The sequence below is a fragment of the Bradyrhizobium sp. MV1.5 genome (assembly GCF_055807615.1).
Genome location: NZ_JBVVPL010000004.1, coordinates 216,682 through 229,314, shown reverse-complemented (window position 1 = coordinate 229,314; position 12,633 = coordinate 216,682). Strand labels below are relative to the sequence as shown.

The window sequence follows — 12,633 nt, the reverse complement described above, 5'->3', positions numbered from 1 at the left end:
ATAATGGCATGGTAGATGAACAGCCGGCCCCCCAACCAGGGCGGCTCAAGACGGTCCCGTAGCTCAACTGGATAGAGCATCAGATTTCTACTCTGAGGGTTGCAGGTTCGATTCCTGCCGGGATCGCCATTTCAGTCTCAAGCGTTGATCGTGGGTCCAGTCTACGATGCGCGCCTGCAGAATCCACCGTCCTTCACGAACGCGTGGGTCGCCTCAGTCCGGGCTTTGATCCGGGCAAACGAGCCCTATCTAACCGCCGAGCGACGTGCGCCCGATAAGGACTTCGATGCCACTATCCGACTTGACGAGAATGGCTATCGCATCTGCGGTAGCGATTGTGGCAATATCGTTCCTGGCAGTTGACGCGGGAATCGTGAACTCCGGCGTCATCGCTAAGCCCATCGCGACGGCGCGGGCTTCCATCGCGGACGCGGCGGCCAGCCAGCATCAACTCGCCTTCGCCGTTCAGGCATGGACGCGTCGCGGCCACCAGAAGCCGGCCCTGGAAGAATGCCTGGCGATCGATTGAAACAGCGCAGTTTGTCGCCGCTCTCGTCTCGCGGATGTGTGCGCAACGTAGCAATCATGTTTGTTACAGGCCATTATTCCCCCGGATGAAGATCGTCCAAATCCAGCCGAACAGTGCGCTCAAGGCGGCGACCGATGCGGCGATTGCCGCGGTCCGAGTCCACCAGATCTGCCGCTCGTGCCGTTCGATATCCGCCTCGGATTTTTGATTATCTTTCCAGTTCACCCATTCCTGGGCGAACCCGATCGTCATGACGGGCGCGGTTCCGATCGCAATCGCTCCTGCGGATGCCGCGTCGGTCTGGGCTAGGCGCGCTCGGACGTTGGCTGCACCCGTCTTTTCAAGCACCGCAAGCCATTGCTGGGACTGTTCGTCTGACACATGCCACGTGCATTCCCTGTAAGGAAACGCTTTCGGTCGCTCTGTCATGGCCTTGCACCGTACTCACCCTTCAGTGTCGCCCTGATGTCGCCTCCACCACCCGGCAATCGCCGCCGCGAGATCCTTCCATGACTCGGTCGGCAGATCCGGCACCGCCACCCGGACGCTGTACCGATCAGTCGTCGCGTCGTGAAACCACTCGGTCGCCGCGAAATCGAAACCAAAACTGCCGGCGTGGCGAATGGGGAAGCCTTTGGCGCTCAGGTCGCGGCTCATGTCTTCGGCGGCCTGCCGCGCGGTCGCCTCATCGAGGGCGCGCCTGCCGCGAAGCGTGACATAGAGGCCGTGGGTGAAATGCAGCTCGGCCGAGAGCGAAGCGAGTTCGGAGGCGAAATATCGCGCCGTGTGGCGACCGTTGCGCAGGATCGCCGCGACGCGCCTTTTCGTCAGGGCCCAATAGACCTCTGAGCCCACGAATGGCGGGAAGTGCGCCGGCAACGCCGCGCCACCCAGAAGCCGGACGGCATTGCGGGTTTCCCCCGCCAGGCTTTCGGACAGCAACTGGCCTGCCTTGAGATCCTTCCGGCCCCAATGCACGAACACGGCAGAGCCGAGCCGGCCGTATTCCACCCCGAGCGAATCCAGCTTGTTGTGGCTTCGCACCAACACGACGGGAATGTCCCATTGCGCGGCCCATCTCAGAACGCGCCGGATGCGCCCCGATCTGCCGGCGAAACATGTCGTGTCGAAAATCAACAGGTCGAGCCCCGAACCGTCGCAACGCAAAGCCGCCTCGAACGCCCCGGCAGGAGCGCATGAATCCAGCAGGAGAAGCCGTGGCGAGGCTGCCTCAGCAAACGCTTCGTCCAGCGGGATTCTGGCGGTGACAAGCCGCAAATCGGGAACGAGGCTCTCGATCAGCTCCAGTGTCTCGCCGTAGGTGCCCGGCAGCACCACGACGTCTGCCTTGCCGATGATCCGTGCGGACGCGAGCAGCAGCGCGGCGATCGCGGCCATGCCGGACGCGGTATAGATCGCCTCGCTCGCGCAGCACCGCTCGAGGTCATAAAACGAGGGACCGCGCACCTTGAGGTCAGCGCGCTGATAATCGTAGCTGAACGCGAACGGACCGCTGGTGGGAGACGCCGCGTGCGACCAGGCGGTCTCCGTTGCCTTCCAGTCCTGCAGCGCATGCTCCGCGCGTAGCGCGGCGGCGAGCTGAAACTTGGAGTCCACGACCTCGTCGACCGATTGCGGCCGAGCCAAATGCAGCGGGCTCCTCAGGCAATCGTTCAGCAGCCCGATTTCCCTGTGCTTTCGTTCGAGATAGGCCTCGGTGGTCTCCATGCGAATCTTGATGAGGATGGTCTTGGCAATTGCGACTGCCCTTCAACGTTCGGCGAACGCATTGGCTCCAAACAATCGGCCGCGCTCATCCTTGCAACGAAGACCGGTCCTCGCCGTTGACACTTCACAGGGAGAACATCATGAGCGAGATCAGAGAGCACATGAAGATCATCGGCAAGGACGGCGCACCTGTCGGCACTGTCGACCGCGTCGAGGGCAACCGCATCAAGCTGACGCGGAAGGACAGCCCGGAAGGTCACAAGGACCATCATCATTACATCGATACGAAATATGTGGGTGCCGTCGAAGGCGATGTCGTGAAGCTTTCGGTCAATGCCGACGCGGTGCCGAAGTCAGAAGCTGCATGACACGATGACCTTCGGGAGCTTTTTGTTTGTTCACGGTCTTGCTCCGCTTCGTTCCCCGAAACGAATCGCGATCGGAAGATCGTCGTCCGGACGAGTCTTAACGTCTCGTTTCGGCGGCTCGCGTCAGGCGTCGAGCGTCACGAGCACGGGCCGCAAGCGGTAGGCGTCGATCGCAGCGTTGGACAGCAGCAATCGGCGCCTTTCGCCACCCCGCATCATGCGGTCGATCCTGTTCAGGATGAATCGCGCCGCGTCCCTGCGCTCGCCGGTAAGCTGGCCGGATTGGTCGAGATATTTCCAGGCAATCTCGAAGGACTCTGCGCGCAACTCGGGATCGGTCATAGCAGCTCAACGCCGGCGGGGAACCGACGTTCCATCGGCACGACGGCCCTCGCCTGACCGCCCTTCATTGAGCTTGCGCGAAAAGAATCGAGGAGTGCGGAACGAGCCTGCGATCAGCGCGTTCGCTGTCAAGTGGTGCCGATTTGCCAGCCCCGATCGGCTCTCGAGAACCCCGTGCTCGTCCCCCCGAGCACGGGGTTTTTCTGTGAATACGGGTATTGTCGTAAGACTGAGAGCTCAGTCCGTCCGCTCTTCGCGCCGGTCGCGGGCGAGTTGATGCCAGGCCAGGGCCAGCTCGATGAGACGTTGCCGATCGGGGCCATCGGCCGCCACGGCGCGCTTCATCGCCGCCTCGGCTTCATGCTGTGGATCGTACTTGGTACACATGAAGCCAATTCTAGCCGGACGATCTGGACAAGCGCGTGGCAATTTCGTCCGTATGATTGCGGGGTTAATGCCTCCCGACACGGATTTGCGACCAGATCCAGCTCACGCATCTGGCGAACGCCCGGCCCCGATTGTGGGCTTCATGCGTACCGATCTGTGAAGTGCGTCACAGCCGGCGCCCGGCGTCTCCGCTAAACAGTCCTCAGCGCTCCCAGAGAGCGAGAAGGCTTGGGAGATATTCCCGTCATGACGCAAGAAGCCGCAGCCGAAATTGCCGTCCCGACGCGACGCGAAAGATCCGACCCGCTCGGCATAGCTTATCTTGCGACCATCGGCATCGTGATGCTGGCCTGGATCGCAGGCCTGGTCTGGGCCGCGATCGCGTTCTTCAGCTGGCTGGTGTCCTGACGCGCGGGGCGATCGCCGTTGAATCAATTCCCGGCCAGCCGAAGGCCAACGCAAAAACGAAAAGAGGCGGACTTTTCGCCCGCCTCTTCGCTTCAGCTCTCGCCTGGAGTGCTCAGTAACACGCCCGGGGATCGGCCTGCACATACTGGCCGCTCGGATAGCGGTAGTAGCAATTGCCCTGGGCCAGATAGTAGCCGGGGCGCGAAGCAGCCGTCGCGCCGGCTATCGCCCCGGTGGCACCGCCGATCACAGCGCCTGCGGCCGCACCCGAGGCGTTGCCCGATATCAGGCCGCCCAGCAGGCCGCCGACGATAGCGCCGCCGAGCGCGCTCGCACCGGGATCGGCCGGCGGCGGAGGCGGCGGCGGTTCGTAGGCGACGGGCGGGGCATAGGCCACGGGCACGTCGTCGTAATAATCCTCCGAGATGTAGGCCGGGGGTCCCTCCATCCGCTGCGGATAGTAATACCGCGCGCCGCCCACATCCCACCACCAGCCGGAGCGGCCGTTGTGGACTTCGTGGCGCCAGCGTCCGCCATCCCAGGCAAGATGGCCGCGATAGGCGTGTCCGCCCCAATCGCGCGCCGGCGCGGGACCCCTGGCATAATTGCGTCCGGGCGGCGGACCGCCGGCATTGCGCGGCGCAGGACCCGCGAGAGCGGGATTTGGACCTGGACCTGCATGACCAGGACCGCCGGCGTGGGGCTGGCCGCCCGGCTGTGGCGCGGGCCGGGCAGCCTGCTGCGGCGGCGGCCCCTTTCGCATGTTCTGAGGCGGCGCGCCGGCGCCTGGCCCGGCCGATGGCTGGGCGGCGTCTTTCGGTGGTCTGGCGTCCTGAGCCTGCGCCGGGACGGCGAGCAATGACATCGCCGAAACCAAGGGAATGATGATCTTGATGCGACTGGACGCACTCATGCGTGCTTGCCCCTACTTTCTCGATTGCCGTCAATGGCCGTGATGCCTGGCGCGATAGACGATTCGGCTCGCGCTGAGCTGATGCCGGCTGACATGACTGACCTGCTTTGGTCGGCCAAGTCCCGTTACAAATGATTAAGATCACGACATTTTTTCGTCGGCGCGGGCAGCGCACGAGTGCTTCTAGCGGGCCGGCTCGATCACATTGCAGTTGCTTCGCCCTGACATCAGGCAGTCCTGCATCTTGCTCGCGGAGGTGAGATCACGGGCGAGCCACCAGCCGACGCCGAGGATCACGATCGCGATGATCAAGCCGGCGATGGCGCCGCGGCGGTTGTCACCGGATTGAGGTTTTGGAGGGGATTTAGGCTCCGCGCCCGGTTCGGGCTCAGGTTCGGACTCGGCTCGGGACTCAGCTTGGGGCTTGGCTTCGGACTTGGACATGGTTGACCGATCACGGGGGCGAGCGGGCTTTATCACCTCTGCGGCGTGGCGTCACATCCCGCCCGGCTTCTCCGGGTTAGCCCCGGGTCGGCCGGATCGCATCCTTGCGCGAGGTCTCGACCGCCGGGATCGCCTGCTGGACCCGCGGTGAGCAGGTCGTGAGCACAAACGCGGTCTGGGTGCATTCCCAATCTGTGCCCAGGACGGCACTTTCGATCGGCTGCGGCCCGGCGAGCAGCAGCGTGGCACCGGCCAGGGCTGCCACCGCGACAGCGATTGCGAGCGCCTTCAGGCTCAGTCTTGAGATCGTCATACCCGTGCTCCGCGTCTCATACCGGGGCGGACGCTAGGCACCGCCCTGGTGCCCCCCGTATGAGGGACATCACAATTCGGCAGTTTTTCGGGGCTACGAGAGATCGTCGGGGGCGGCGATTTTCGTCTACCTGATCGGCTGCGATTATAGGTGGCATCACGGCGCGCGCCGATGTACACGCATCTGCGTCGCGCGGCGCCCGCTATGCCCAGCCGACGTACCAACAGGCAGTGATGTAGGATCGAAAGCGAGGATGACAAGGTTCGCCGATGAGTGGATTTAGGGAACCAGGCTTCTCCGACCGACAAAAGGCGGCACAGGAAGCACGCAAAAACCTTTTGAACAAATTCAAGTCGCAGCCGGGGCCGGATGATCCCGCGGTTGTGGCGAAGCGTGCGGAGCGCGAGGCCCTTGCGGCCAAGCGCGCCGAGGCAAAGGCTGCGCGCGAGACGGAAAAGGCCGAGCAGAAGCGCCTTCAAGAAGAGGCTGCCGCGCTCGAGGCCGCGCGGATCGCCCGCGAAGCCGAAGAATCCGTCGCGAAGGCGGCCGAAGCCGAAGCCGAGCAAAAGGCCAAGCGAGACGCCCGTTACGCCGCCCGCAAGGCGAAGCGCAAGTAGCGTTCGCAAGTCTAACGCTCGCAAGTCACGTTCAATTGAATTTGGAATGAAACAATATTCTGGGGGCGGTCTACGTGACCGCCCCCGGATTTTTGGCGCGCGCCTGCCTGTCGCAAGCGCTGCCTCGACGATGGAAGATCAGTGCTTCTTCATCATCCCGTCGTCCTTCTTCATCCCGTCCTTCGACATCGTGTCCTTCTTCATGCCGTCGTCCTTGGACATGGTGTCCTTCTTCATGCCGTCCTTGGACATCGTGTCCTTTTTCATCATGCCGTCATCCTTGCCCATCTTGTCCTGGGCAAAGGCAGCCGGCGACAGCGCGAGGCCGAGCGAGAGAATGGCCGCTGAAACGCCGAGCGCGATGCGGGTACGAATGGTCATGACTGGTCTTCCCTTCGAGATGATGTTTGTCAGCGACGGACGCCGCTATCTGATCTCGACGGATTGCCACGGGGCGTTGTTACGCGGCCGCCGATAAATTTCTGCGCGCCCGCCGCCGTCCCTTGTTCGGCGGATACGGGAAATCGGCAGTGTGCAACGCAGCATAGCCGACACTTGCCGCGGCATTCGGTCTCGAACTATCAGACTAGAGAACATTGTCTGAAAGACCGGCTAGGATAGGCCTCAGCACGGTCTCGAAGGCCCACCCAAAGTCACAGCAAACAAGAACCGTTCAAAGAAACGTCCAAAGGGATCACACCATGCTTACGCGCCGCCACCTGATTGCGACCGCTGTCGCCGCACCCGCCATTCTCCGTTTCGGTACCGGCACCGCGCATGCCGCGACCACCCTGAAGATCTCGCACCAATTCCCGGGCGGCACCGTCGACAAGGGCGATTTCCGCGACCGGCTCTGCCGCATGTTCGCCGCCGAAGTCGCCAAGCGCAGCAACGGCGACATCGTGGCCGAGATCTATCCGAACTCCTCGCTGATCAAGACCAACGCGCAGTTCTCCGCGATGCGCAAGGGCGCGCTCGACATCAGCCTCTATCCGATGCCCTACGCCGGCGGCGAGTTGCCGGAAACCAATATCGGCCTGATGCCGGGCCTCGTCACCACCTACGACCAGGGCATGCGCTGGAAGAAGGAGCCGGTCGGCAAGGCGCTGACCGACTTCCTCGCCGACAAGGGCATCATCCTGCTCAGCTGGGTGTGGCAGGCCGGCGGCGTCGCCAGCCGCTCCAAGCCGATCGTGGCCCCCGAAGATGCCAAGGGTCTCAAGGTGCGCGGCGGCTCGCGCGAGATGGACATGGTGCTGCAGACCGCCGGCGCCTCGGTGCTGTCGGTGCCCTCGAACGAAATCTATGCAGCGATGCAGACGGGCGCCTGTGATGCCGGCATCACCTCCTCAACCAGCCTGATCTCGTTCCGCCTCGAAGAGGTCGCGAAATCGCTGACCTCGGGCGCAGGCGCGTCCTACTGGTTCATGCTCGAGCCGCTGATGATGTCGAAGGCGATCTTCGACAAGCTGCCGAAGAACCAGCAGGACATCCTGCTCGCGGTCGGCACCGAGCTCGAAGCCTTCGGCCGCAAGGGCGCGCAGGACGACGACATCGAGGTCGCCAAGGTCTACGAGAAGGCCGGCGCCAAGGTCTCGGCGCTCGATGCCGCGACCGTCGGCAAGTGGCGTGACATCGCCCGCGACACCGCGTGGAAGGACTACGGCGCCAAGACCGCGACCTCGGCCAACCTGCTCAAGCTCGCGACCGACGTCGCGGCATGAGCCACGGTCCGCTTCCGGATCGTGACGCCAAGGCCAACGCTGCCGCAAGGACCGGCCTTGCGGCGGCGATCGATCGCGGTCTCGCCATCCTCAACAACATCATCGTCGTGTTCGCCGCGATCGCGCTGATCGCCGCCTGCGCCATCCTGAGCTACAGCGTGCTCAGCCGCGCCTTGTTCAAGGCCGCCAATTACTGGCAGGACGAGGCGGCGGTGTTCCTGCTGGTCGGCGCCACCTTCATGACCGCCGCCTACGTACAGCAGAACCGCGGTCACATCGGCATCGAGGCCTTCGTCGGCCTGCTCTCGCCGCTGGCGAACCGGATCAGGCTCTGGCTGGTCGATGCCGTGACGTTTCTGTTCTGCGCTTTCTTCACCTGGAAGTCCTGGACGCTGGCGCATGAAGCCTATGTCGACGGCCAGGTCTCGAACTCGATGTGGTCGCCGCCGCTGGCCATCCCCTATTCGCTGATGGCGTTCGGCATGAGTCTGCTCTGCGTCCAGATCCTCGTGCAGCTTGCGCTGCCTTTCGCTGGAGCCAGGCGTTCATGAGCGTTTTCGGTATCGGCCTCGCGTACGGAATCGCGACGCTGGTCGTGATGTTTTCGGGCATGCCGATCGCGTTCGCGCTCGGCGCGGTCGCGGTGGTGTTCATGGGCATCTACATGCCCGCCGCCTCTCTCGATACGGTGACGCAGAACGTCTACGAGGAAATGGCCTCGATCACGCTGCTGTCGATCCCGCTCTTCATCCTGAAGGGCGCCGCGATCGGCAAGTCGCGCGCCGGCCAGGATCTCTACTCGGCCCTGCACGCCTGGCTGCACCGCGTCCCTGGCGGCCTCGGCGTCGCCAACGTATTCGCCTGCGCGCTGTTTGCGGCGATGGCGGGCTCCTCGCCCGCGACCTGCTCGGCAATCGGCTCGGCCGGCATCCCCGAGATGCGTAAACGCGGCTATTCCGGCGGCTTTGCCGCGGGGATCATCGCCGCCGGCGGCACGCTCGGCATCCTGCTGCCGCCGTCGATCACCATGATCCTGTTTGCGGTCGCTGCCGAAAAATCGCTGGGACGGCTATTCCTCGCCGGCATCGGACCCGGCCTGCTGCTGGTCTCGCTGTTCGGAATCTACGCCGTGATCCGCTTCCGCCAGGAATATGCCGCGGCCGAAGCGATCTACAAGAACGGCGGCCCGGAAGCTGCGATCCTCGCCCGCGACGAGTACACGCTCGCGGAACGCTTCAGCGTGCTGCCGCGCGTGATCCCCTTCGTGCTGCTGCTCACCGGCGTCATGATCGCGCTCTATGGCGGCTACGCCACGCCGTCGGAGACCGCCGGCCTCGGCGGCCTCTTGGCGCTGGCATTGATCGCGGCGATCTACAGCGTGTGGCGGCCAAGCGACCTCGCCCCGATCCTGAAATCGACGATCCGGGAATCGACCATGCTGATGATGATCATCGGCATGTCACTGCTCTACTCCTACGTGATGAGCTACCTGCACATCTCGCAATCGGCTGCCGAATCCGTCGTCGCGATGCATCTGCCGCGCTGGGGCCTCTTGTTCGCGATCCTCGTCATGGTCGTCGTGCTCGGCTTCTTCCTGCCGCCGGTCTCGATTATTCTCATGACCGCGCCGATCATCCTGCCGCCGCTCCGCGCGGCGAACTTCGACATCATCTGGTTCGGCGTCGTCATGACCATCGTGATGGAAATGGGACTGATCCATCCGCCCGTCGGCCTCAACATCTTCGTCATCCGCAACGTCGCGCCCGACATTCCCCTGCGCGAGGTGATCTGGGGCACGCTGCCGTTCGTGCTGCTGATGATGGTCGCGGTGCTGCTGCTGTGCTTCGTGCCGGGGATCTCGACCGCGCTGCCGGACCTGGTGATGGGGCCGGACGGGAGCAGGTGACGCTCTCTCCCCGTCATTGCGACCGACGTGGAGAACTAGGAACTGGCGCGCCTCTTCTTCGCGTTCAGCGCGGACGCCACGCGGCTCACCGGCGACTTGCGCAGCACACCGCTCATCTCGTTGGTCGCCGCCAGCAGTCGGTCCATATTGACGCCCGTCCTGATCCCCATGCCCTCGAGCATATAGACGACGTCCTCGGTCGCGACATTGCCGGTCGCGCCCGGCGCATAGGGACAACCGCCGAGGCCGCCGGCGGCGGCGTCGATGACGCGGACGCCTTCCTCCATCCCCGCATAGAGATTGGCGAGCGCCTGACCGTAGGTGTCGTGGAAATGCATCGCGAGATTGGCGGGAGGGATGTTGGCGCTGACCGCGCGCAGCATCTCCTTGGCTTTGGCCGGCGTGCCGACCCCGATGGTGTCGCCGAGCGAGATCTCGTAGCAGCCGAGCTCCCACAGCGTGGTGGCGAGATCGGCGACGGCTTTCGGCTTGATCTCGCCGTCGAAGGGGCAGCCCAGCACGCAGGAGATATAGCCGCGGACCTTGACACCATCGGCCTTGGCGCGCGTCAGCACCGGCTTGAATCGTTCGATGGACTCCGCGACCGTGCAATTGATGTTGGCCCGCGAAAAGCCCTCGGAGGCCGCGGCGAACACCGAGACGATCTTCGCTCCGGCCGCGCGCGCGGCGTCATAGCCCTTCTCGTTCGGCACCAGCACGTGGAATTCGGCACCGGTCAAATGGCTGACGCCGCGCAGCACAGCATCCGAGCTCGCCATCTGCGGGATCGCCTTGGGCGAGACGAAGGCACCGACTTCGACTGTATTGAGGCCGGCCGCGACCAGCGCCTCGATGAAGGCGATGCGGGCCTCGACGCTGACCGCCGTCTTCTCGTTCTGGAGGCCGTCCCGCGGCCCCATTTCGATGATGCGGACCTGATCGCTCATCTTATTCTCCGGAAGGCTCGACCACGGCGAGCTCGACGCCCTCCTGAACGATGTCGCCGACCTTGCATTTGATCGACTTCAGCACGCCGGCATAGGGCGCGCGCAGCGTCTGCTCCATCTTCATCACTTCCAGGGTGAGGATCGGCGCGCCCTTCTCGAGCTTGGCGCCCTCCTCCGCCAGCACGGCGACGACCGTGCCCGGCAAAGGCGCCGCGATCTTGTCCGCGCCGGCCTGCTCCTCGGTCTCGCCGCCGAACGGATCGATCCAGTGCAGATCGAAGCGGCCGTTGCGCGTACGCAAATACAGCTCATGACCGTCGATCACGGCCGCGACCGACGATTTGACGCCGTCGAGCGTGAGATCGAACCCGCCATCTCTCGGCACAATCGCAAACGCCAGCTCGCGTTCGCCGATCATCAGCGTCGACGGGCCGCTGCCGTAGTTTAGAGCGACCTTCTGCTCGGGTCCGTGGCCAACGCGGAAAGCAAAGCCGCGCTGGCGGCGGCCGACCGGCATCCAGCCAAACGTCTGCCAGGGCGAGCTCGCCTCGCCTTGCGCGGCCTGCCGCTCATCATCGACGATCGCAGCCACCGCGGCGCAGAGCTCGAGCTCGCCCGGCGGCGGCGAGGCCTGCGTCAGAACCGCCAGCTCGCGTTCGATGAAGCCGGTGTCGATCGCGTTCGCCCTCACCTTCGGATGCGTCATCAGCGCCGACAGGAACGGGATATTGCTGACGATGCCGCGGACGTCGGACTGTTCCAGCCCGCGGTTCAGCCGCTCGATCGCGACATCCCGCGTCGGCGCCCAGGCGATCATCTTAGCTAGCATCGCATCGTAGTAAGGCGAGACCGTATCGCCCTCCCGATAACCAGAGTCGATGCGCAGCCCCCCCGTTTCAGCGGGCAGACGCCAGGTTGATATCTTGCCCACCGACGGCATGAAGTTCTTGGTCGGGTTTTCCGCGTAGACGCGCGCCTCAACCGCGTGGCCGTGAAGCTTGATCTCGTCCTGCTTCAGCGGCAACGCCTCGCCGAAGGCGACGCGGAGCTGCCACTCGACGAGATCGATCCCGGTGATCAGCTCGGTCACGGGATGCTCGACCTGGAGGCGGGTGTTCATCTCGATGAAAAACACGTCCTTGCCGTCGGAGACGAACTCGATGGTGCCGGCGCCGACATAGTTGACGGCTCCGGCCGCCTTTCGCGCGGCGGCACAGACCGTCTCGCGCTGGGCCGCATTGAGCGTCGGCGACGGCGCCTCCTCGATCACCTTCTGGTGGCGGCGCTGCAGCGTGCATTCGCGCTCGAACAGCGACAGCAGATTGCCGTGGCTGTCGCCGATCACCTGCACCTCGATATGCCTAGGGTTGTCGACATATTTTTCGATCAGCATGCGGTCGTCGCCGAACGCGGCCTTGGCCTCGCGCTTCGCGCTGACGATCGCAGGCGCGAGTTCATCCGCGGAGCGAACGATGCGCATACCACGGCCGCCGCCGCCGGCGGACGCCTTCACCAGAATTGGGAAACCAACCTTCTCTGCCGCCTTCGCCAGCGTCGCATCGTCCTGGGCCTCGCCGTGATAGCCGGGCACCAGCGGTACGCCGGCCTTCTCCATCAGCGCTTTGGAGCCGGACTTCGAGCCCATCGCCGTCATCATCCCGGCCGTCGGGCCGACGAAGACCAGGCCCGCGTCGAAACACGCCTGGGCGAATTCGGCGTTCTCCGACAGGAAGCCGTAGCCGGGATGGATCGCCTCTGCGCCCGTCTTGCGCGCGGCCTCGATCAGCCGCTCGACATTGAGATAGCTGTCGCGGGCGCGAGCGGGCCCGAGCAGCACGGCCTCGTCGGCGAGCGCGACATGCATCGCGTCGCGGTCGGCCTCGGAATAGACCGCGACCGTGCGCAGACCCATGGCGCGCGCGGTGCGGATCACGCGGCAGGCGATCTCGCCGCGGTTGGCGATCAGGAGCGTGCGAAAACGGCGGTAGAGCTTTGAGCGGTCCATCG

The 12,633-nt window shown here is 64.4% G+C and carries 17 protein-coding genes and 1 tRNA gene; 8 read left to right on the top strand and 10 right to left on the bottom strand.

The features are described 5' to 3' along the window. Nucleotides 1–52 precede the first annotated feature (52 nt). Together AC0L2J_RS06220 and AC0L2J_RS06215 are read left to right on the top strand one after the other, a co-directional pair. Nucleotides 53–129 (top strand) — tRNA-Arg (locus AC0L2J_RS06220). Nucleotides 130–286: 157 nt separating this feature from the next. After that, entirely contained in the window at nucleotides 287–529 is a 243-nt protein-coding gene (locus tag AC0L2J_RS06215) for a hypothetical protein (RefSeq protein WP_007610195.1), read from the top strand. A 63-nt stretch (nucleotides 530–592) separates the two neighbouring features. Here the strand turns inward: AC0L2J_RS06215 and AC0L2J_RS06210 are convergent, their stop codons facing one another. Then, entirely contained in the window at nucleotides 593–910 is a 318-nt protein-coding gene (locus AC0L2J_RS06210) for a hypothetical protein (RefSeq protein ID WP_473387857.1), read from the bottom strand. A 63-nt stretch (nucleotides 911–973) separates the two neighbouring features. Then, nucleotides 974–2,257, bottom strand: coding sequence for a hypothetical protein (locus AC0L2J_RS06205; RefSeq protein WP_473387855.1), 1,284 nt, complete (start codon nucleotides 2,255–2,257; stop codon nucleotides 974–976). Between the two features lie 140 nt (nucleotides 2,258–2,397). Here AC0L2J_RS06205 and AC0L2J_RS06200 point away from each other — a divergent pair, with 140 nt between their 5' ends. Beyond that, complete coding sequence (locus AC0L2J_RS06200) at nucleotides 2,398–2,625, top strand: DUF2171 domain-containing protein (protein WP_063994351.1); 228 nt, start codon at nucleotides 2,398–2,400, stop codon at nucleotides 2,623–2,625. Nucleotides 2,626–2,748: 123 nt separating this feature from the next. Here the strand turns inward: AC0L2J_RS06200 and AC0L2J_RS06195 are convergent, their stop codons facing one another. Both AC0L2J_RS06195 and AC0L2J_RS06190 read right to left on the bottom strand, forming a co-directional pair. After that, nucleotides 2,749–2,967, bottom strand: coding sequence for a hypothetical protein (locus tag AC0L2J_RS06195; protein WP_027517818.1), 219 nt, complete (start codon nucleotides 2,965–2,967; stop codon nucleotides 2,749–2,751). A gap of 237 nt (nucleotides 2,968–3,204) precedes the next feature. Further along, nucleotides 3,205–3,354 (bottom strand): hypothetical protein, encoded by a 150-nt coding sequence (locus AC0L2J_RS06190; protein WP_167552267.1) that lies wholly within the window; start codon nucleotides 3,352–3,354, stop codon nucleotides 3,205–3,207. A gap of 246 nt (nucleotides 3,355–3,600) precedes the next feature. On the opposite strand from AC0L2J_RS06190, the gene AC0L2J_RS06185 reads away from it, so the two are divergent. After that, entirely contained in the window at nucleotides 3,601–3,762 is a 162-nt protein-coding gene (locus AC0L2J_RS06185) for a hypothetical protein (RefSeq protein ID WP_007610185.1), read from the top strand. 112 nt (nucleotides 3,763–3,874) lie between these two features. On the opposite strand, the gene AC0L2J_RS06180 is transcribed toward AC0L2J_RS06185, so the two are convergent. The 3 genes from AC0L2J_RS06180 to AC0L2J_RS06170 form a co-directional block, all read right to left on the bottom strand. After that, entirely contained in the window at nucleotides 3,875–4,675 is an 801-nt protein-coding gene (locus AC0L2J_RS06180) for a hypothetical protein (RefSeq protein WP_007610184.1), read from the bottom strand. A 183-nt stretch (nucleotides 4,676–4,858) separates the two neighbouring features. Continuing rightward, a complete protein-coding gene (locus AC0L2J_RS06175) occupies nucleotides 4,859–5,119 on the bottom strand; it encodes a membrane protein (RefSeq protein WP_473387852.1) in 261 nt (86 codons plus the stop codon). A 76-nt stretch (nucleotides 5,120–5,195) separates the two neighbouring features. Beyond that, a complete protein-coding gene (locus tag AC0L2J_RS06170; protein ID WP_473387850.1) occupies nucleotides 5,196–5,432 on the bottom strand; it encodes a hypothetical protein in 237 nt (78 codons plus the stop codon). A gap of 269 nt (nucleotides 5,433–5,701) precedes the next feature. On the opposite strand from AC0L2J_RS06170, the gene AC0L2J_RS06165 reads away from it, so the two are divergent. After that, on the top strand, nucleotides 5,702–6,049 hold the full coding sequence (locus AC0L2J_RS06165; RefSeq protein ID WP_473387848.1) for a DUF6481 family protein: 348 nt from the start codon (nucleotides 5,702–5,704) through the stop codon (nucleotides 6,047–6,049). 138 nt (nucleotides 6,050–6,187) lie between these two features. Here AC0L2J_RS06165 and AC0L2J_RS06160 read toward each other — a convergent pair whose 3' ends face one another. After that, nucleotides 6,188–6,430 carry a pentapeptide MXKDX repeat protein gene (locus AC0L2J_RS06160; RefSeq protein WP_007610178.1) on the bottom strand — a complete coding sequence of 81 codons (243 nt, stop codon included), beginning with the start codon at nucleotides 6,428–6,430 and terminating at the stop codon, nucleotides 6,188–6,190. A 320-nt stretch (nucleotides 6,431–6,750) separates the two neighbouring features. Between AC0L2J_RS06160 and AC0L2J_RS06155 the strand changes: the two genes are divergently transcribed. The 3 genes from AC0L2J_RS06155 to AC0L2J_RS06145 are packed head-to-tail and all read left to right on the top strand — an operon-like array spanning nucleotide 6,751 to nucleotide 9,679. Beyond that, on the top strand, nucleotides 6,751–7,773 hold the full coding sequence (locus tag AC0L2J_RS06155; RefSeq protein ID WP_473387847.1) for a TRAP transporter substrate-binding protein: 1,023 nt from the start codon (nucleotides 6,751–6,753) through the stop codon (nucleotides 7,771–7,773). Then, nucleotides 7,770–8,324, top strand: coding sequence for a TRAP transporter small permease (locus AC0L2J_RS06150; protein ID WP_473387844.1), 555 nt, complete (start codon nucleotides 7,770–7,772; stop codon nucleotides 8,322–8,324). Before AC0L2J_RS06155 ends, AC0L2J_RS06150 begins: the two co-directional genes overlap by 4 nt. Continuing rightward, on the top strand, nucleotides 8,321–9,679 hold the full coding sequence (locus tag AC0L2J_RS06145) for a TRAP transporter large permease (protein ID WP_063994346.1): 1,359 nt from the start codon (nucleotides 8,321–8,323) through the stop codon (nucleotides 9,677–9,679). Before AC0L2J_RS06150 ends, AC0L2J_RS06145 begins: the two co-directional genes overlap by 4 nt. 35 nt (nucleotides 9,680–9,714) lie before the next feature. On the opposite strand, the gene AC0L2J_RS06140 is transcribed toward AC0L2J_RS06145, so the two are convergent. Together AC0L2J_RS06140 and AC0L2J_RS06135 are read right to left on the bottom strand one after the other, a co-directional pair. Beyond that, entirely contained in the window at nucleotides 9,715–10,626 is a 912-nt protein-coding gene (locus AC0L2J_RS06140) for a hydroxymethylglutaryl-CoA lyase (RefSeq protein ID WP_473387842.1), read from the bottom strand. A 1-nt stretch (nucleotide 10,627) separates the two neighbouring features. Beyond that, nucleotides 10,628–12,631 (bottom strand): acetyl/propionyl/methylcrotonyl-CoA carboxylase subunit alpha, encoded by a 2,004-nt coding sequence (locus AC0L2J_RS06135; RefSeq protein WP_473387840.1) that lies wholly within the window; start codon nucleotides 12,629–12,631, stop codon nucleotides 10,628–10,630. Nucleotides 12,632–12,633 lie beyond the last annotated feature (2 nt).